This window comes from Ochrobactrum teleogrylli (assembly GCF_037482325.1).
GTDB lineage: Bacteria > Pseudomonadota > Alphaproteobacteria > Rhizobiales > Rhizobiaceae > Brucella > Brucella teleogrylli.
Genome location: NZ_JBBHKQ010000002.1, coordinates 694,269 through 712,704, shown reverse-complemented (window position 1 = coordinate 712,704; position 18,436 = coordinate 694,269). Strand labels below are relative to the sequence as shown.

Here is an 18,436-nt window from a genome sequence, read left to right as displayed (position 1 = left end):
TCAGATAAGGCTGGCGCGATTGCCATAATGGGCGGCGGCGACAAGGTTGCGCATTTCCAGCGGGTTCAGCGGGCGCGGATTGTTCTGGATGAGGCGCGTAATCCCGCAGCTTTGTTCGGCCACCCATTCGATACGGTCATCGGCGAGGCCGAGATCGCGCAGCTTGCTGGGAATGCCGATCCGGGCGAAAAGCGCAGCGAGCGCGGGAATGACATCTTCAGCATCGTCCAGTCCTGCAGCCGTGGCGATCTGCGTTAGTTCTGGCCTGATGGTCGGGCAGTTCCAGGTCATCACATAGGGCATAAGGCAGGCGACACCCAGTCCATGGGCCGTATGAGTGAGAGCACCGACGGGATATTGGATGGCGTGGGCAGCTGCTGTTCCCGCCACACCGAAGGCCAGGCCAGCGAGGGTAGCGCCGAGCATGACCTTTTCACGTGCCGCATGATCGGCGCCATCCCGGCAAGCGGCTTCGAGGCCCTGCCAGAGAAGGCCGATGGCACTAAGCGCAAACTGGTCGGATAGGGCGTTCTTGCCGACGAAGACGCGTTGCCGCGTTATACCCGGTACGGGATCGCGCCGGATCGCCGTGAATGCCTCGATGGCGTGGGTAAGAGCATCCGCGCCGGCGATTGCCGTGAGGGCGGATGGACAGGAAAGCGTGAGTTCGGGATCGCAGATGGAAACGGTCGGAACCAGATAGGGACTGGAAATGCCGACCTTCAGGCTGCGCTCCGCATCCGAGAGAACGGCGACAGGCGTTACTTCCGAGCCCGTTCCGGCTGTCGTTGGGATCGCGATCATCGGCAGCACCGGGCCGGGCACCGCGAGCTCGCCATAGTAATCCTGTGGTCGCCCGCCATGCGCAAGGAGCAATGCCACGCATTTTGCCATGTCGAGGCAGGAGCCGCCGCCGATGCCGATGACGAAATCGGGTGCGAACTGTCGGGCATTCCGGGCGCAGGAAAGAGCTGTTTCGACGGGGACGTCCGGCAGGACCGAGGTGTCAACCATGACGGCGAGGCCGGATGTCTCGAGCAGGCCGAGCATGGCACGGAAATCGGCATCCCCAGCGAGACGCGCGTCCGTGACCACAAGGGCGCGTCGGCCAAGTACGGCTGCGACGGTACCAAGCACCTGACGCTGACCGGTTCCGAAGAGCAACTCGCGAGGTGCCCTCAATGTGCCGAAAAGGTTCATTCGTTTTTTCCTCCAGTGATCAGGCGGCCTCTAGGGCCCTAAGCTGTTCGAGAAGCGGCTGCGGCAGCGCAATACCCTCTTTCATCGCGATGGCCCGGCGACAGCGCGCGCCATCGCCGGGCACGGCAACCGGTTGGGACGGGTCGAGCGGGCGCGAGAGCCGCAGGCTCCGAAGATAGGCAGTCAATGCGGGAAGCGTGCCGTTGCCGGCTGCAGGGTCTACGAGTATCAGTAGTTCACCTTTATTTACCGGATGAACGTCATCCAGAGTTCCATGTACTTGCGGTGACAGAGCCGAGCCTGCGAGGGCCGCAACAAGCAGCTCGATGGCAAGGCCCAGCCCGTAACCCTTAGCGCCGCCGAAAGGGGCGATGGCGCCTTGTTGCGCCGCCACGGGATCCTCAGTAGGCCGCCCATCGGCATCGACCGCCCAACCGGGCGGTATTTTCGCACCGCGTAGAGCGTGATTTTTGATTTTGCCCATCGGAACGACGCTTGTCGCAAGATCCAGCACGAAAGGTTGTTCGTCCGTCGGAATGCCGACCGAAATCGGGTTCGTGCCCAACATCGCTTCAGTGCCCCTGAACGGATGAACCAGAGCCTCGCTGGTCGACATGATAATGGCGATCAGGCCGTCGCGCGCGGCCGCCTCAGTGTAATAGGGGTCGGAACAAGAGCAGTGCAAAACCGTACGCTAAGGTCGAACGGACCGTGAACCTTCATCGCGAACCCGCAAAATGGTCTGTCGGCTGGTAGCAAACTTCCTTGCGATGGCCGAAAAGCTTATTCCCATCGCCAGATCATCACGTACATCCTGCTTCTGTTTATCGCTTAGCGTTGACGGGCGGCCGAGGGTTTTACCTTCCGACTTCGCGCGCTTCAGGTCGGATTGTGCGCGCTCGATGAGCAAGTCCCGCTCGAACTGAGCAACAGCATTGAGCACGTTCATGGTCATCGTGCCGGCCGAGTTAGTGAGGTCGGCCCCACCAAGTGCGAGGCAATAGACCTTCACGTCCATTTCCGCGAGGGCTTTGACGGTACTGCTTACATCGATAGCATCACGACCAAGGCGGTCGAGCTTGGTGACGATGAGGATGTCTGCGGACTCCAGCTTATCCAACAACCGGGAAAAGCCGCGACGCTGCGCGGTGGCGGTGCTGCCGGGAATCGTTCAGTGACGATCCGGCGCGGCTCGACTTGAAAGCCGGTGGCTTCGATTTCCTGGATCTGTTTTTCCGTGGTCTGGCCGGTTGTCGAGACGCGGACATACCCAAAGGTGCGCGGTATAAGCTCAATTTCGTCTGAATAGGCTGTCCGAAACAGCCCCTCTGTTCGAAATCATGTCAAGATAATGTGTGGACAGGCTGTTTCGCCTCTGTACGAAAACGGTCGATTCCGTACAGGGGGCCAGTAGTGCAGAGTTGCAAGAGTAAAGAATGGCCAAGCGGACGCTTCTAAAAATCCAGGATCGACACGAGCTTTTCGACATTCCAACCGACGAAGATAGTTTGATCAGACATTATTCGCTTTCACCGGCGGATCGCCTGGAAATAGAGCTTCGTCGGCGCAAGCAAAATCAGCTTGGCTTTGCGGTGCAACTTTGTCTGATGCGTTACCCTGGAAGAGCGCTTCTGCCGAACGAAGTTCCCCCACCGATGCTGCTCAACTATATTGCCGAGCAGATCAACGTGGATCCACGGTTATTTAATTTATACGCAACGCGTGAGGAAACCCGACGCGAACATATCGGACACTTGCAGCGCTATCTCGAGCTGCGGAGTGCAACCGCTGAAGACCGTCGCGCCGCTTTGCGTGCGGGCATTGAAGCAGCCTCCCAAACAGATAAAGGGTTGCCCATAGCAAAAGCGATTATCGCCACATTCCGCGAGCGATGCGTTCTCCTACCGGTAGTGAATATGATAGAGCGTATGGGGCTGGCAGCGCGAGCCATTGCTCGTCGGCGCGCTGAGAGTGCGCTCATTGCTGATCTCAGTGATGAAAAATTGGAAGCTCTTGATATCCTATTGGAGGTTGACCCGGCGATCCGTCAGACGCGTTTCAATTGGTTGCGGTCCGCTCCAGACGCCCCGGGAGCAGGAAATCTGATTGGAATGACGGAGCGCATAGCGTTCCTACGCCATCTTGAGATTGATCCCCAGCTGCAACTTCGCATTCCCGCCGGTCGGTGGGATCAGATGATCCGCGAGGGCGATGCCACTCCGGCCTGGCTTGCCAGTGACTTCAGTTCCAGTCGTCGTCGCGCTACAATTGTGGCTCAGCTTATCAAGCTCGGCCAGAAGCTCACTGACGATGCGGTAACGATGTTCATCAAGCTGATCGGTCGGCTGTTCTCAAAAGCCAATAACAGGAAAAAGCAGCGGCATATGAATGCTCGGATAGAAACATCAAGGGCGCTCAAATTATTCCTCGACACAATTGTCGCCTTGCAGAATGCCAATGATGCTAATGAAGATGCAATGAAAGTGGTAAACAGGCAGGTCGGCTGGCATAAGCTGCTCCAGATCAAGCCTAACCTTGAAGCCATGGTCGAGAACGCGGACACATCGCCTTTGGTGATGGCGGCAGAACAGTATGCTAATGTTAGAAAGTTCTCGGGCGTCTTCCTTCAGATATTCACGTTTCACTCACATCGAAAGCATGATCCACTACTGGCGACGATCAGAATTCTGAGGGGGCTTTATGCGGAAGGGAGGCGTGTTCTGCCCGATCGGGTGCCAATCGGCCATCTCGGGTCATCTGAGAAAAAGCTAATATTCCTGGACGGAAAGCCGGATCGGCGGCTTTACGAGATTGCAACTCTGGCCCATTTGCGGGATCGGCTACGCTCGGGGGATGTCTGGGTTGATGGCAGCCGATCATTCCGGCCGATTGACGAACATCTCATGCCTAAGCTTGCTTTCGTCGCCATGAAAGATGAAGGCAAACTCGGTCTCGGTGTTCAAGGAGACGGCGCGGCCTGGCTCGCGGAAGTCCGGCAGATGATGGATTTTAATCTCAAGCGTTTGGCTTATCGCGCTCGCAATGGAAAGCTTGATTACGTCAGGCTGGAAGCCGGAACCCTGATCGTGACGCCGCGTGCGAGCGATATTCCCCCAGCAGCGGATGAACTGAATGTCGAAATCAGCGAGATGTATCCGTTGATCGAAGTACCCGACCTCCTTAGGGAAGTGCATGACTGGACCGGGTTCGCCGACCAGTTCACGCATGTCCGGACGGGAGATACGCCGCAAAACATCTCCGCAATGCTCGCCGGTGTTCTAGCGGACGGCACAAACCTCGGACCAAAGCGCATGGCAGGAGCGTCGAAGGGGATCACTGCCCACCAGATCGGATGGATGCGCACCTTTCACGCCCGCTCTGAAACTTACAGGGCGGCGCAGGCCTGCGTAACAGATGCTCATACGCGCCATCCACATTCGCTGCTCTGGGGAGATGGATCGACCGCATCATCCGATGGGCAATTCTTCCGTGCCAGCGACCGGACCGCCAAGCGCAGTGACATCAATCTACATTATGGCAGTGAACCTGGTTCGAAATTCTACAGCCATCTCTCCGACCAGTACGGATACTTCGGTATATTGCCAATCAGCCCGACTGAAAGCGAGGCAGTCTATGTCCTCGACGGTCTATTCGATCATGACACGACTCTGGAGATCGAAGAGCATTTTACCGATACCGGTGGCGCAAGCGATCATGTTTTTGCGCTCTTCGCCCTAATCGGAAAGCGTTTTGCGCCGCGGCTTCGAAACATCAAGGATCGGAAATTCCACACATTCGAGAAGGCCAATGCCTATCCGGCGCTGGAAAGTCATATCGGCGCACCGATCAACACCGCGCTCATTCTCGAACACTGGGATGATCTTCTACGTTTGGCAGCATCGATCACAACAGGCACAGTTGCGCCGTCAACGATCCTGAAAAGGTTCTCCGCTTCCTCGAAATCCAGCGAACTCGCAAAAGCTCTGCGTGAACTTGGTCGCATCGAACGCACGCTGTTCATGATCGAGTGGTATTCCAGCTCGGCGCTGCGGCGGCGTTGTCAGGCTGGTCTCAACAAGGGCGAAGCCGCTCACAAGCTGAAACGCGCAGTCTTTTTCCACGAGCGCGGAGAAATCCGTGATCGGTCCTACGACAGCCAAGCATTCCGTGCGTCCGGACTCAATCTGGTCGTGAGCGCCATTGTTTACTGGAATACCGTCTATCTCAGTCGCGCTGCCGCACATTTGCGGCAACAAGGCCGGAATATTCCAGACGAGTTATTGAAACATGTCTCGCCACTCAGTTGGGAACACATAAACCTCACCGGCATCTACTCCTGGGATGCAGAACAGCAAATGACAGACGGTTTCAGGCCCTTGCGCCGCACTGGCCAAATGCTACGTGCTGCGTGAAGTTCATTGTTCGTTCGCCCTAAACGTACGATTTTGCACTATTCTTGTTCCGCCCCCTACGTGTAATTCCGATCTACATCGCATTTGCCATAGCCGCGCCACTTGTTGGATGGACAGTTGGCCGGCTGCTCAGACTTGAGATTTCCGCAGCAAGGGCCGTAGCCTTCAGCACCGGCACGCGCAACTCGCTCGTAGTACTGTACCGAACGGGATTCCACTGCTCCCCGCAATAATCGTAACGCAGACGCTGATCGAACTGGTCAGTCAGCGTGCCCACGTTCGATTAGTTCCAAAGCTGGGCTCAAGCCGCGCCTCGCGCCTTTGGCTGCATTGATGATTGAATATGAGCCGCAGGCGATCGTCCAACACGGTCGCCTGCGAACGCAGCTAGAGGTTCGCCAATATCCCTGTCGTGATCTCGTCAGTCGATAGCGACTTCTTCCCGCCGGTTCCTTCCGAGAAGGCGGCGATTGCAGCCATCACGGCGTCTGCAGCAGCATCCTCGCCAAGGTGACCAAGCATCAACGCGCCTGACCAGATTGCAGCCGTTGGGTTCGCGATACCCTTGCCGGCGATATCCGGCGCGGATCCGTGCACCGGCTCGAACATCGACGGCACGCCGCCGGCCGGATTCACGTTCGCGGAGGCTGCATAACCTAGACCACCCTGAATCGCAGCACCCAGATCGGTGAGGATGTCACCGAAGAGATTAGATGCGACGACGACGTCGAGACTGTCGGGTTGCATCACAAAGCGAGCCGCTATCGCGTCAATGTGGTAGCGGTTGACCTCCACGTCAGGATAGTCCTTGGCGACGACGTCGGTGACCTCGTCCCAGAATACCATCGAATGCTTTTGAGCGTTCGACTTGGTCACTGAGGCCAGCTTTTTCTTACGTTTCCGAGCCTGCTCGAATCCATAGCGGAGGATCCGCTCGACGCCTCGCCGGGTAAAGATCGAGGTCTCCACTGCGACTTCATCCGGCGTTCCGACGTGAACTCGGCCTCCAGCGCCGCTGTACTCACCTTCGGTGTTTTCACGTATGCAGAGGATGTCGAACTCTTCCGAGCGCAAAGGACCGACAGTGCCGGGGAGCAGCGTGTGGGGTCGGGCGTTGACATAAAGGTCGAACGCCTTGCGGATCGGCAGCAGAAGGCCGTGAAGCGAAACGGAGTCAGGCACCTTTTCCGGCCAGCCGACCGCGCCAAGAAGGATCGAGTCGAACTTCCGCAGTGTCTCGATCCCGTCTTCTGGCATCATCCTCCCGGTGCGGAGAAAATAGTCGCACGACCATTCGAAGGTCTTTCCCTCGAGCGCAAAACCGAACTTTCCGGCCGCAGCCTGAAGTACCCGCCACGCTGCCTCGGTGACATCGACACCAATCCCGTCGCCGGGTATAAGGGCAATCTTGTAGGTTTTCATCCAGCTGCTCCCTTACAGACCGAGGCCGCCGACGCAGACGTATTTGGTGTCGAGGTAGTCGTCGATCCCGTACTTGGAGCCTTCCTTGCCCACGCCCGATTCCTTGAAGCCGCCGAACGGCGCCACCTCAGTCGTGATCATTCCCTCGTTGATGCCGACAAGACCATACTGAAGGCGCTCGGATACGCGGAAAGCGCGACCCAGGTCCTTCGTGTAGAAGTAGGCTGCAAGGCCGAACTCGGTGTCATTCGCTGCTTTCACGGCCTCGGCCTCTGTCTCGAACTTGAAGACCGGTGCGATCGGTCCGAAGATCTCCTCGCGGGCGAACTGCATGTCCGGGCTGGCACCGGAAACTATGGTAGGCTGGAAGAAACGACCACCCTTCGAGTGGCGTTGACCGCCTGTCACGACCTTGGCGCCCTTACCGATGGCATCCGTCAGGAATTCCTCGACCTTCGTTACGGCAGCGTCGTCGATCAGAGGGCCCTGGGTGGTGCCGCTTTCGAGACCTGATCCTACGACCAGTTCGTCGGTCGCCTTCGCGAAGGCTTCGACGAAGCGGTCATAGATGCCCGACTGGACATACAAGCGGTTGGTGCAGACACATGTCTGTCCGGCATTGCGGAACTTCGCGGCAATAGCGCCTGCGACAGCCTTGTCGAGGTCGGCATCGTCGAAGATGAGGAACGGAGCGTTACCGCCTAGCTCCATCGAAACCTTCTTCACGGTATCTGCTGCCTGCTTCATCAGATGTTTGCCGACGCCTGTCGATCCAGTGAAGGTGATCTTGCGGACGAGCGGATTGGAGGTCAGTTCCCCGCCGATCGCGCGAGCGTCGCCTGTGACGATGTTGATCACGCCTGCGGGAATGCCTACCTGTTCGGCAAGCAGGCCCCAGGCGAGGGCCGAGTAGGGAGTCTGGCTAGCTGGCTTGGCCACGACCGTGCAGCCGGCGGCAAGGGCCGGGCCGATCTTGCGGGCGAGCATGGAAGATGGGAAGTTCCATGGCGTGATCGCACCGACTACACCGACCGGGCTCTTGGTTACCATGATGCGGCGATCGGCCCATGGTGAAGGGATTGTGTCGCCATAGACGCGGCGGGCCTCTTCCGCAAACCATTGGACATAGGCTGCACTCATGCCGACTTCGCCTTTGGCCTCGGCGAGGGGCTTGCCCTGCTCGCGGGTCAGAAGCTCGGCAAGAGCGGACTGGTTGTCCATGATCGCTGTCGCGAGAAGGCGGAGATAGTTCGCGCGCTCGTTTGCCGTCGTCTGGCTGAAGGTTTCGAACGCCTTCTGCGCTGCTTCAATAGCACGGCGCGTCTCGTCCGCGCCGGCGCTCGGAACCGTCCCCAGTTCAAGGCCCGTCGCCGGGTCGATCACGGATATGGTTTTCTTGCTGTCTGCCTCGACCCATTGGCCGTTGATCAGGATTCGCTCCTGACGGAAATTGCTCCACGAGCTCATGTTCGTTCCTTTCTCAGCATCCAAAGCGAGACTGGCGGCAGAGGAGGAGGATCCTGAGCCGCCAGTCATCGCGTGACGATCAGCTCGCTACGTAGCCGCCGTCGACCGGGATCGTCACACCGTTTATCAACGAAGCGGCCGGGGAGGCGAGGAACACGGCGGTTCCCGCGAGGTCAGACGGTTCCGCCCATTCGCCGCCGGGAATGCGGGCGACAACCTTTGCGTTGAACTCGGGGTTCTCGCGGCCACCGCGGCTGATCTCGGTCTTGATCCAGCCCGGTGCGATCGCGTTGACGCGGATGCCGTCCTCGGCGAATGAAATCGCCAGGGATTTCGTCAAGGACACGACGGCGGTCTTCGCGGCGGCATAGGCCGGAACCTGCGGAGCGCCGAAGTAGGAGTACATGGAGCCGATATTGATCAGGCAACCGCGGGTCTTCTTCAGGTGTTCACGGAATGCATTCGCCAAACGCAGGTTCGCGACCAGGTGAATGTCGATGATGTTCATGAAGACGTCGGGCTTGTATTCCTCCCAACGCGACAGCTTCCCGGCGCAATGGATCACGACGTCGAGCGTGTCGATTTTCTTGGCCAATGCCTCGATCTGCTCGTCGCTCGTCACGTCGAGCTGCTCGTAGCGGATCCTCTTGTCGACGCCTTCCTTCGGCGCCGCCAGGTCGGCGACGATGACATTGGCGCCATGTGCCAGAAAGCCCTTCGCGAACTCGCTGCCGATGCCGCCCGTGCCGCCGGTGATCAGGACTGTCTTGCCAGCCACGCTGAAATCGGGAGTGATGGTCATTTTCTTACCTCGGTTATCAATGTTTCAGTGGTGAGACGAAAGTCGGTAAGGGCTTTCGATGGCGATGCCTTGCGCGTCGAACAGATGCACACGGCTTGTCGGAGTGGCGATCGATACGCGGTCGCCGACTTTGATGCGGGAGCGGCCTTCAACGACCGCTGTGACGTTTTCACCAGTGGAAGCGGTCAGAAGCACGTGGGTCTCGGCGCCGAGATGCTCGACGACGATGGCCTCTCCGGACAACGAAATTTCACCCGGGTCCGTGCTAAAGTCTTCTGGTCTGATCCCGACCGTGAGACTGTCGCCAACCTTGATCGACGACCCGTCCATGATCGGATACTGAAAGCGGACGTTGGCGCCGAATTCGACAGCGACCGACTGGGGGGAGGCTTCCACCACCTTGGCCTTCAGGAAGTTCATCTTCGGCGATCCGATGAAGCCGGCGACGAAGAGGTTGCGGGGTCGTTCATAGAGCTCCAGCGGACTTCCGACCTGCTCGATGTGGCCTCCGTTCAACACGACGATCTTGTCAGCCAGCGTCATCGCCTCGACCTGATCGTGGGTGACATAGATCATCGTCGCCTTGAGAGATTGATGCAGACGGGCGATTTCGATGCGCATCTGGCCGCGCAGGGCTGCGTCGAGGTTCGAGAGGGGCTCGTCGAACAGGAAGAGGCGAGGATTGCGGACGATGGCGCGACCGATGGCCACGCGCTGGCGCTGGCCGCCGGAGAGCTGTTTCGGCTTCCTGTCGAGCAGCGGCTCAAGTTCAAGGATCTTCGCAGCCGCGGTCACCTTCTGGTCGATAGTCGCCTTGTCGACTTTGGCCATTCGCAAGCCGAAGCCCATGTTGTCGCGGACGCTCTTGTGGGGGTAGAGAGCATAGCTCTGGAACACCATCGAGATCTCGCGTTGCGCCGGAGGCAAGTCGTTGACCACCTTGCTGTCGATCTCGACAGTGCCGCTCGAAATGTCCTCAAGCCCTGCAATCATGCGCAGCAGGGTCGACTTCCCGCAGCCGGATGGACCAACGAAGACAACGAACTCGCGATCTTCGATATCGAGATCGATACCCTTGATCACGTCGATTGCACCAAACGTCTTCTTGACCTGTTTCAAATTCAGAGTCGCCATCTCTACCTCCTCAGAAAAAGGCGATGGGACGGAGGGGAGACCCCGATCCGTTTTCGATTGGAAGGGGAGCCGCAAACATGAAGCAGCTTCGCGGAAGCAACTCCATTCTTGCGACGCATTCGAGAATGAGGATCCCGTTCGGAAGCCAGTGCCGATCGTGACCCGGCGCATCGCCCATGACGGCGTCGACGGTTGCGATCTCGCAGGCGATAGTGTCTGCGCCGACGGCACGGACCTTTCTGTCACGGAAGAGTTCAGCGACGCCTTCGTCCATGCCCGGCTGATTGCGAGCGTAGAAGTAGGCGCGGTGATCTGTGAACCAGTGGTTCTTCAGCCAACCGAAATTGACCAGGGCGATTTCTCCTTCGCCGACGGGAGCGCCATGCTTGCGCTCGTAGTCAAGGATGTCGTCCTGCGTCAGGACCTGACCCGGTTTCCAATCCCGATCCGAGAAGTCGTAAACCCTGGTCGTGGCGACAAGCTGGTCGACTGGAAGGGTGTCGACGGTTTCGCTCATCCGATCGGCGTGGATGTGGGCGGGAACGTCGCAATGGCAGCCTGTGTGCTCGGCCATGGAGATGCTCTGGCAGTAGTAGCCGTCATGTGCGTGGTTCATGGTGGGATCGATCACCATGTGCGGATGCGTCGGGAACTTCGGCATGCCTCGTTCGAGCTTCGGAGCGAGGTCCACCCGTTTCATCTTCCCAAGAATCGACGCCAGGGCCGCTACGTTATCCATTCGTGTTTCCTCCATTGCCCCATGCCTTTGTCGGCTCGGTTATTGTCGTGATGGCCACGTTCTCGGGAGCTCCGAGGAACGCCTGAACGTGCGCCATGTCCGGGAAACTCCGACGGCCGCCTTCGCCCGTGCACTTCACAGCGGCGGTGGCTGAAGCGAGCCGGAGCGCCTCTTCTTCGGACATTCCCACTCCGAGGCCATAAGCGAATGCTCCGTGGAAGATGTCACCCGCTCCCACTGTCTCGACGGCGTCGACCTTGAAGGCCGGAAGATGACGCAGCACCTCGTCGCTTCCGATCCACAGGACCCCGCGGCGCCCATCGGTGACCGCGACGAATGGGGCGAACTTCTTCGCTTCCCTCAACCCCTTCACCGGATCGTTGGTCTTGAAGAGCGCGGCCAAGCCCGGTGCGGAAAACACAGCGTGCGTCGAGGCACGGACTGCGTCGAGCGTGCTGTCGTCGCCCGCGCTATCGGCATCTAGGACTGCGGGCAATCCTTTCGCGCGTCCGGCTGTCAGCAGCGCCACTGCACCTTCGACCCACCGATTGTCAGCGAGTACCGCGTCCGCGTCGAGAAGTCTGTCGAGTGGAATCCAGGATGTGTCCGGATCAACGCCTTCGGCGCGGTAGAGGATGATCGCGCGGTTGCCCGCCAGATCCTTCAGGACGATCGAGTGCGAGGACTGGATACCTGGAACGGTTCTGGCCGTTTCAACATCCACGCCCTCATGACGCAGGCCTTCGAGGATTCGTTTCCCCTTGTCGTCGTCACCAACCCGTCCGCACCAGTTCGCCTGGCCGCCGAGACGGCTCACGATGACCGCGGCATTGGCAGCCATGCCGCCGCCGCTTTCGGCATAGGAGCGTGCCGAGCTCTTGCCGTCTTCCGAAGGGAGGTGGTCGACACCATAGATGAGATCGAGAACGCCTCCGCCGAGGCATGAAACCTTGACTGTCATTTTACGGCTCCAGCCAACATGTTTTTCACCAGGGCTCGCGATGCGAGCCAGCCAGCTACGAGGACGGGGAAGACCGCGACGATCGACGCTGCAGACATCCGCGCCCAGCTTTGACCTTCGGTCGTGAAGAAGGAGGCCATGTAGACGGGCAGGGTCGCTGCCGAATGGCCGGACAGGTTCACTGCGAAGAAGAATTCGTTCCACGTCAGGATAAGAAGAAGGAAAGCGGTGGTGGCGAGGCCGGCGCGAGACAGAGGCAGAGCGACCTCCCAGAAGATCCGAGGATGCGACGCACCTTCCATCAGGGCGGCTTCCACCAACTCATAGGGCACGTCCTTGAAGAAGGACCGCATCAGCCAGAGGACGATCGGGATGTTGAGCGTCGTGTACATGATCACCAGGCCCACCAGGGAGTCGATCAGGCCGATCTTCGTGTAGAGCAAGAAGATCGGGACGATGACGGCGACGCCGGGCATGAACCTCGTCGATAGAGCGAAGAACAGCACATCGTTCGCGCGCTTGCCCGGAAAGAACGCCAGTTTGTAGGCGGCAGGCAGAGCAAGGGCAAAAGCGGCGAGCATCGAAGCGAAGACCGCCACGAGCGTGTTGATGAGATAATGAAGATAGTCGCCCCCGAGAGCGCCTACATAGTGATCGAACCCTAGTGGTACGAAGATCCGGGGCGGAACCGAGATCGCGTCGGTTTCCGACTTGAGACCGGTGAAGAACGTCCAGATGATCGGAAAGCACAGTGCGAACGCGATCAGGAAGGTCGCTGCCACCAGCGCCATCTGCTTCATAGGCGAGCGCATGTCAGTTTCTTTCCATATAGGGTCTGATGTAGGCCAGCAGTGCCGAAGCAGCGACCGTCGTCATGACCGCGGTGATAATCCCGCCGGCCGCCGCGCGACCGATCTCGTATTGTTCGGTTAGCGTCTTGTAGACGCTGAACATCAGGTTGGCCGTCTGGTTGCCTGGGCCGCCATAGGTGCCGACATAGATCGGACCGAACACTGGAAGGATGAGGATAGCCTCAATCAGCATGCCGACTGCCAGATAGGGCACGAGGTGGGGAAGCGTGATGTGGACGAACTGATCCAGGGGGTTCGCGCCGTCGATGCGGGCCGCGTCGATCGTCTCCTGGTTCACGCTCTGTAGGCCCGCTAGCAGGATGAGCATCATGAATGGAGACCATTGCCATACGATCATGATGATGATCGCTGCCTTGGGCATCGTGGTGATCATGTCGATGGGCGACAAGCCTGTACTCGTCAGGACGTAGTTCAGGAGACCGTAGATCGGGTTGAGGATCAGGTTTTTCCAGATAATCGGGTTCACCGTCTCCATGATGAGGAACGGTGCGAACAGCATGGAATAGGCCAGGCCGCGCCCGAAGCTAAGCCTGTTGACGAGAAGGGCGAGCCCCATGCCGATCAGAGCCGTCAGGATCGCGGGCACGATCGTGAAGATGACAGTGTTCCAGATCGCGGTCGTGAAGATCGGATCCGTGAAGATGTACGTGTAGTTGCGGATTCCGACAAATCGCATTCCACGGCCCGGATAGAGCATGTTCCACGAATGAAGACTAAAGTAGAGCGTTGCAAGCAGCGGGATCTGGGTGGTGACGATCAGATATCCGACCGTCGGGATCGTCGCCCATTTTCCCGGTGCGAGGCGGCCCATCCGGGCCGCGCTCATTGTTGGGTTCGAAGACATCTGGTCCTCCGGGTTATTTGATGTAGCCGGCGTCGGTCATCACGCGTACGGCTGCTTCCTGGGAACGGTTGAGAGCGTCGTCGACCGACATGCTTCCGGCGATGACGGCCGAGAAATTCTGTCCGAACTCGGCGGCCCATGCGGCGTATTCAGGAATATTTACCTGCGCAGTTCCCGTGTACGGAACCGGATCCTTCGCGGGCTTCGACATGTCAGCGGCTTCGATAGCCTTCAGGACGACGGGGGCGAACGGCGCGGCCTTCTTGTAGTCGTCGCGCTCATAGGTCGAACGACGCGTGCCCGGAGGGATGCGCACCGGACCTTCTGTCTTGGCGACGAGGTCGATGTAGTCCTTGGACGTCGCCCAGCGGATGAACTTGAATGCGTCGTCCGGATTCTTCGAGCTGGAGACGATCCCAAGAGCCCACGTGTAGAGCCACGAGGAACCATTCGTCGATCCTTCGGTCGGGGCGAGAGCATACCCGATCTTGTCGGTTACCTGAGAGGTCTTCGGATCGGCAAGGAAGCCAGCGCCAACGGTGGAGTCCACCCAGATGCCAGCCTTGCCCTGCGACATGAGCGTCAGCGCCTCATTGAAGCCGATGCTGGTCGCGCCCGGCGCGCCGCAGGACTTGACGAGATCCGTGTAGGCGGTGAAGGCCTTCTTGAATTCGGGGCTGTTGATCTGCGGCTTCCAGTCCTGGTCAAACCACTTCGCGCCATACGAATGCATGAAGGTGATGAACGGTGCGAGCTGGCCGTAGTCGGGAACACCCTTCATCGCGATACCGTAGACGCCCGCCGAGGGATCGTTGATCTTGCAGGCCGCCGCCTTGATGTCATCCCAAGTCGGGGCATCAGGCATCTTGAGACCAGCCTTCTCGAAGAGATCCTTGCGATACATCGTGAACGAGGATTCACCGTAGAAGGGGAGGCCGTAGAGCTGGCTGTCGACTGTCATCGCGCCGCGGATCGTGGGGATCACGTCGTCGAGGTCATATGCCTTCTTGTCGGCGTCCGAGAGCTTGTCGAACATTGGCGTCAAGGGCGAGAGCCACTTGTTGGCCGCCCAGCCAGCCTGCACTTCGAAGGGGCCAACAGTGACGATGTCATAGCGGCCACCGCCGACTGCGACGTCCTGCGTGATGTTCTGGCGAAGAACGTTGTCGGGCAGGACGACGAATTTCACGGTGACATCGGGATTGGCCTTGGTGAACTCAGCAGACAGCTTCTGCATCGTCACCATGTCGGGATTGTTCACGGTGGCGACCGTGATCTCTGCGGCATGCGCGGCAAACGCCGTTGCCAGAACGGTCGACGCCATCAGAAACATTTTCATTGCACTACCTCCCAGGTTGAAGAAAACCGCCATGTTAACGTTTACATGGGCAGTTCGACGTTTGGGCCACCAAGCAGCCCAAATTGCTTAGGCCGACTTTCTCTTCGTCAGCGTGAATGGAAGCACGACATCATCACTCTGGATGTCGGCGGAGTTATCAGGGTCGAACAGAGCTGCGACCGCGGGGCCGAAGTCGAGGGCAGGAACCTTCACGGTCGTAAGCCAGGGGGCCAGCCACTCGTTGACCCTATTATCGTCGAAGCCGCAGATCGCCAGGTCTTCCGGGACCCGGACGCCACATTCCATCGCTGCACGGTGGATCCCGTAGGCGATCATGTCGTTGCCGCAGAAGACGGCCCGGACCTTGTCTTCCTTCAGAAGTTCGAGGCCATGTTCGTACCCGGCCTCCATATTCAGCGTGCTCTCGATCTGCCGGACGGACGCGCGGTCGCCGTACCCTTCGAGGAAGCCTTCAAGACGGTCGCGGCTCGCCGAATACTGCCGAGGGCCGTGGATCACGGCGCAGTGCTCATAGCCTTGCCGGGCGAAGTAGCGGCCGACCTCCAGCCCTGCCGCCATGTTATCGATGCCGACATACGGGGCTTTGATTGCGGGCGGGGGGCGGCGGTTCAGGAACACCAGGCGCTTGTGGCGTTCTGCGATCTCGCGCAGCTTTGGGGTATCTATCGCGCCGAGCAGCACCAGACCGTGAGGGCGAAGGCCTTCGGCATCGGAAAGAAGTTGATCCTGCTGATCCGCATCCTCCGACGTATTCATGAGAACCATCGACAGACCGACCGCCTTTAGCGAGCGTTCGACCGAAACAGCGACGTCGGCGCAGAAGTCGTTGGTGGCGTCGGGGACGAGCATTACCACGACGGTCGTGGTCGCAAGCCGCAGTGAACGGCCTATCTCGGAAGGAGTGTATCCAAGGCCACGCGCAGCCGTGCGGACGCGTTCGGCGGTTTCCGGAAGGACGGACCCAAGCTTCCCGTTGAATACACGGGACACCGTGGCGGTGGACACGCCGGAGACGCGCGCAACGTCATGTACGGTTGCAGGCTTCGAAGCCTTGCTGGTCCTCTTCATGAGGGTCCTCCCAGACCGTCGTCTTCTCGATGTTAACGTATACATCATCATTTCCTAATCATGTCAACGTTTACATGGTGTATTTTTTGTTAGCCGGCAGATATCTTTGGACCTGATCATAAGCCACAGAAACTCCCTGCCGGCCGGCACCAATTTGACTAAATTTCAGCGATCACAGGGTCAGGCGACGTGCTTGTCGACGACGTCGCAAAGGCGCTTGAGACGGTTCACGCCGTCTTCGGAGAGGGCCTTCTGCACATCCTTTTCCCCGATCGTGTTGCGCCACACGGCGCGGCCAGCGAGGAAGCCCGAAGCGCCTTCCTTGCAGGCCCATTCGACCGCCTGCGGAAACTCGTCAGGGCCGACGCCCGACGACAGGACGACCCAAGGGCCGTTGATGATCTTCGTCAGCTCAGCGCACTGTGCGCGGACGGCACTTTCGCCGCCTTTGCCGTGCAACGGAACTTCCGCCTTGTAGAGATCGGCACCCGTGTTCCCGAGTTCACGGGCGGCGGCGATGATGCCTTCATGAAGATCGAACTTCCGTCCGTCACGAGCGCCGCGGGAGACCGGTTCGATGATACTGATGAGACCGGCGGCTTTGCAGCGCGCAACGAAGTCAGCAACCATCGCCAGTCTGCCTTCGGCGCTTTCATCGGGGCGCCACGGAACGAGCAGCTTCAGCGCAACGCCGCCGTCCGCCTTCACCTTCGCCGGATTGACTTCCTCGTCGATCTTCACGTCGGCGACGATCTCGGTGGGGCTGGCGATGAAGTGGTCCATTGCCGCGATCATGCCGCAGGTAGGGGCGACCGCTTTCTCGGCGACGGCACGATCCCAAGCGAATTGGCGGTCGATGAGGACGGCTGAGGCATACGGGGTGAGGGTCTGGAGCGCCTGGATCTTGAAGTCGCTGAGTTGTTTGTCGGTCACTGGCTCAGACTGCTTCTCTGCGAACATCGCGCGCATGGATTCGCGCTGGTCGATGGCGAGCATCGCCAGGGCGCCTGATTGACGGGCGAGGGGTTTCAGGTTGGATGGAACTGGCATTGCACTTCTCCTTGGGTAATCTCTGTAGCGATGGTTCTTCAGATCCGCAGACCGTTGGAATCGAATGCGAGGGCCTTACCTGGCGCGAAGCTCAGGTAAACGTCCTCGCCAGTGGTTGGCATCTGGTCAGCGGGCAGTCGCGCGATGAGAGATGTCTTCCCGACAGTGGCGGCCAGAAGGGTGTCGGATCCGAGCGGTTCGACAACGTCGACTCGCGCGCGGATGCCTTGGCCCTGCTGCGTCAGCGAAATATGTTCGGGACGAATGCCGACTTCGCCTTGCTGCGAGGCGACGCCCGCCGAAGAGGACCTCCGGAAGTCGATGGCGTCGCCGGTCTCCAGGACCGCACGGGCGCCATCGATCTTCGCGGGGAGGAAGTTCATGGCAGGCGAACCGATGAACCCGGCCACGAACCGCGTCCGCGGCTCATTGTAGAGTTCGATTGGCGTGCCGAGCTGCTCGATGTCTCCGCCTTTAAGAACCACGATGCGGTCGGCCATGGTCATCGCTTCAACCTGGTCGTGGGTGACGTAGATCATCGTCGTCTTCAGGCGATGGTGAAGACGCTTGATTTCCGTGCGCACCTCGACGCGAAGCTTGGCGTCGAGGTTTGACAGGGGCTCGTCGAAGAGGAAGACCGACGGCTCGCGGACGATCGCGCGGCCCATGGCGACGCGCTGACGCTGGCCGCCCGACAGTTCACGCGGCTTGCGATGGAGCAGATGCTTGATCTGAAGAATTCCGGCAGCTTCGTCGATGCGGCGCGCAATCTCGGCCTTTTCAAAACCACGCATGCGAAGGCCGAAGCCCATGTTCTTCTCGATCGTCATATGCGGGTAAAGCGCGTAGTCCTGGAAGACCATGGCGATGTCGCGGTCTCTGGCCGGAACCTTGTTTACGACACGGTCGCCGATCGCAATCTCGCCGCCCTGGAAGTTCTCGAGACCGGCGATCATGCGGAGGAGGGTGGACTTGCCGCAGCCCGAAGGGCCGACGAAGACCATGAATTCGCCGTCCTTGATGTCGAACGACAGGTCGCGGATCGCAGAAACCGCTCCGTAGGATTTCGCCACGTGGCGTACGTCAACTGAGCTCATAAAATTAG

Annotated in this window: 15 protein-coding genes and 1 pseudogene; 1 reads left to right on the top strand and 15 read right to left on the bottom strand. The window is 59.3% G+C overall.

The window, feature by feature from the left end:
• The 3 genes and pseudogenes from WIX40_RS20865 to WIX40_RS20855 form a co-directional block, all read right to left on the bottom strand.
• Positions 1–1,200 (bottom strand): iron-containing alcohol dehydrogenase, encoded by a 1,200-nt coding sequence (locus tag WIX40_RS20865; protein WP_339441897.1) that lies wholly within the window; start codon positions 1,198–1,200, stop codon positions 1–3.
• 19 nt (positions 1,201–1,219) lie between these two features.
• Positions 1,220–1,885 carry an Ldh family oxidoreductase gene (locus WIX40_RS20860; protein ID WP_339441896.1) on the bottom strand — a complete coding sequence of 222 codons (666 nt, stop codon included), beginning with the start codon at positions 1,883–1,885 and terminating at the stop codon, positions 1,220–1,222.
• 9 nt (positions 1,886–1,894) lie between these two features.
• A pseudogene (locus tag WIX40_RS20855) lies at positions 1,895–2,487 on the bottom strand (recombinase family protein).
• 149 nt (positions 2,488–2,636) lie between these two features.
• Between WIX40_RS20855 and WIX40_RS20850 the strand changes: the two are divergent.
• Positions 2,637–5,612: a Tn3 family transposase gene (locus WIX40_RS20850; RefSeq protein WP_339441895.1), complete on the top strand. Its 2,976-nt coding sequence runs from the start codon at positions 2,637–2,639 to the stop codon at positions 5,610–5,612.
• Between the two features lie 387 nt (positions 5,613–5,999).
• Here the strand turns inward: WIX40_RS20850 and WIX40_RS20845 are convergent, their stop codons facing one another.
• The 12 genes from WIX40_RS20845 to WIX40_RS20790 form a co-directional block, all read right to left on the bottom strand.
• Positions 6,000–7,034 (bottom strand): tartrate dehydrogenase, encoded by a 1,035-nt coding sequence (locus tag WIX40_RS20845; RefSeq protein ID WP_339441894.1) that lies wholly within the window; start codon positions 7,032–7,034, stop codon positions 6,000–6,002.
• Between the two features lie 12 nt (positions 7,035–7,046).
• Positions 7,047–8,501 carry an NAD-dependent succinate-semialdehyde dehydrogenase gene (locus tag WIX40_RS20840; protein WP_339441893.1) on the bottom strand — a complete coding sequence of 485 codons (1,455 nt, stop codon included), beginning with the start codon at positions 8,499–8,501 and terminating at the stop codon, positions 7,047–7,049.
• Between the two features lie 79 nt (positions 8,502–8,580).
• The gene (locus WIX40_RS20835; protein WP_339441892.1) at positions 8,581–9,303 is read right to left on the bottom strand and encodes an SDR family NAD(P)-dependent oxidoreductase; all 723 of its coding nucleotides are present in this window, start codon (positions 9,301–9,303) and stop codon (positions 8,581–8,583) included.
• 24 nt (positions 9,304–9,327) lie between these two features.
• Positions 9,328–10,437, bottom strand: a complete 1,110-nt coding sequence (locus WIX40_RS20830) for an ABC transporter ATP-binding protein (RefSeq protein ID WP_339441891.1) — start codon at positions 10,435–10,437, stop codon at positions 9,328–9,330.
• A gap of 10 nt (positions 10,438–10,447) precedes the next feature.
• Complete coding sequence (locus WIX40_RS20825; protein WP_339441889.1) at positions 10,448–11,176, bottom strand: cyclase family protein; 729 nt, start codon at positions 11,174–11,176, stop codon at positions 10,448–10,450.
• The gene (locus WIX40_RS20820; protein WP_339441887.1) at positions 11,169–12,137 is read right to left on the bottom strand and encodes a sugar kinase; all 969 of its coding nucleotides are present in this window, start codon (positions 12,135–12,137) and stop codon (positions 11,169–11,171) included. Before WIX40_RS20820 ends, WIX40_RS20825 begins: the two co-directional genes overlap by 8 nt.
• Complete coding sequence (locus WIX40_RS20815) at positions 12,134–12,937, bottom strand: carbohydrate ABC transporter permease (RefSeq protein WP_339441886.1); 804 nt, start codon at positions 12,935–12,937, stop codon at positions 12,134–12,136. The genes WIX40_RS20820 and WIX40_RS20815 overlap by 4 nt, the downstream gene beginning before the upstream one ends.
• A gap of 13 nt (positions 12,938–12,950) precedes the next feature.
• Positions 12,951–13,853, bottom strand: a complete 903-nt coding sequence (locus tag WIX40_RS20810) for a carbohydrate ABC transporter permease (protein WP_339441885.1) — start codon at positions 13,851–13,853, stop codon at positions 12,951–12,953.
• Positions 13,854–13,866: 13 nt separating this feature from the next.
• Positions 13,867–15,192 carry an ABC transporter substrate-binding protein gene (locus WIX40_RS20805; RefSeq protein ID WP_339441884.1) on the bottom strand — a complete coding sequence of 442 codons (1,326 nt, stop codon included), beginning with the start codon at positions 15,190–15,192 and terminating at the stop codon, positions 13,867–13,869.
• A gap of 87 nt (positions 15,193–15,279) precedes the next feature.
• Positions 15,280–16,281, bottom strand: coding sequence for a LacI family DNA-binding transcriptional regulator (locus tag WIX40_RS20800; RefSeq protein ID WP_339441883.1), 1,002 nt, complete (start codon positions 16,279–16,281; stop codon positions 15,280–15,282).
• A 180-nt stretch (positions 16,282–16,461) separates the two neighbouring features.
• Positions 16,462–17,331, bottom strand: a complete 870-nt coding sequence (locus WIX40_RS20795; protein ID WP_339441881.1) for an aldolase — start codon at positions 17,329–17,331, stop codon at positions 16,462–16,464.
• Between the two features lie 38 nt (positions 17,332–17,369).
• On the bottom strand, positions 17,370–18,428 hold the full coding sequence (locus WIX40_RS20790; protein WP_339441879.1) for an ABC transporter ATP-binding protein: 1,059 nt from the start codon (positions 18,426–18,428) through the stop codon (positions 17,370–17,372).
• Between the last annotated feature and the right edge of the window lie 8 nt (positions 18,429–18,436).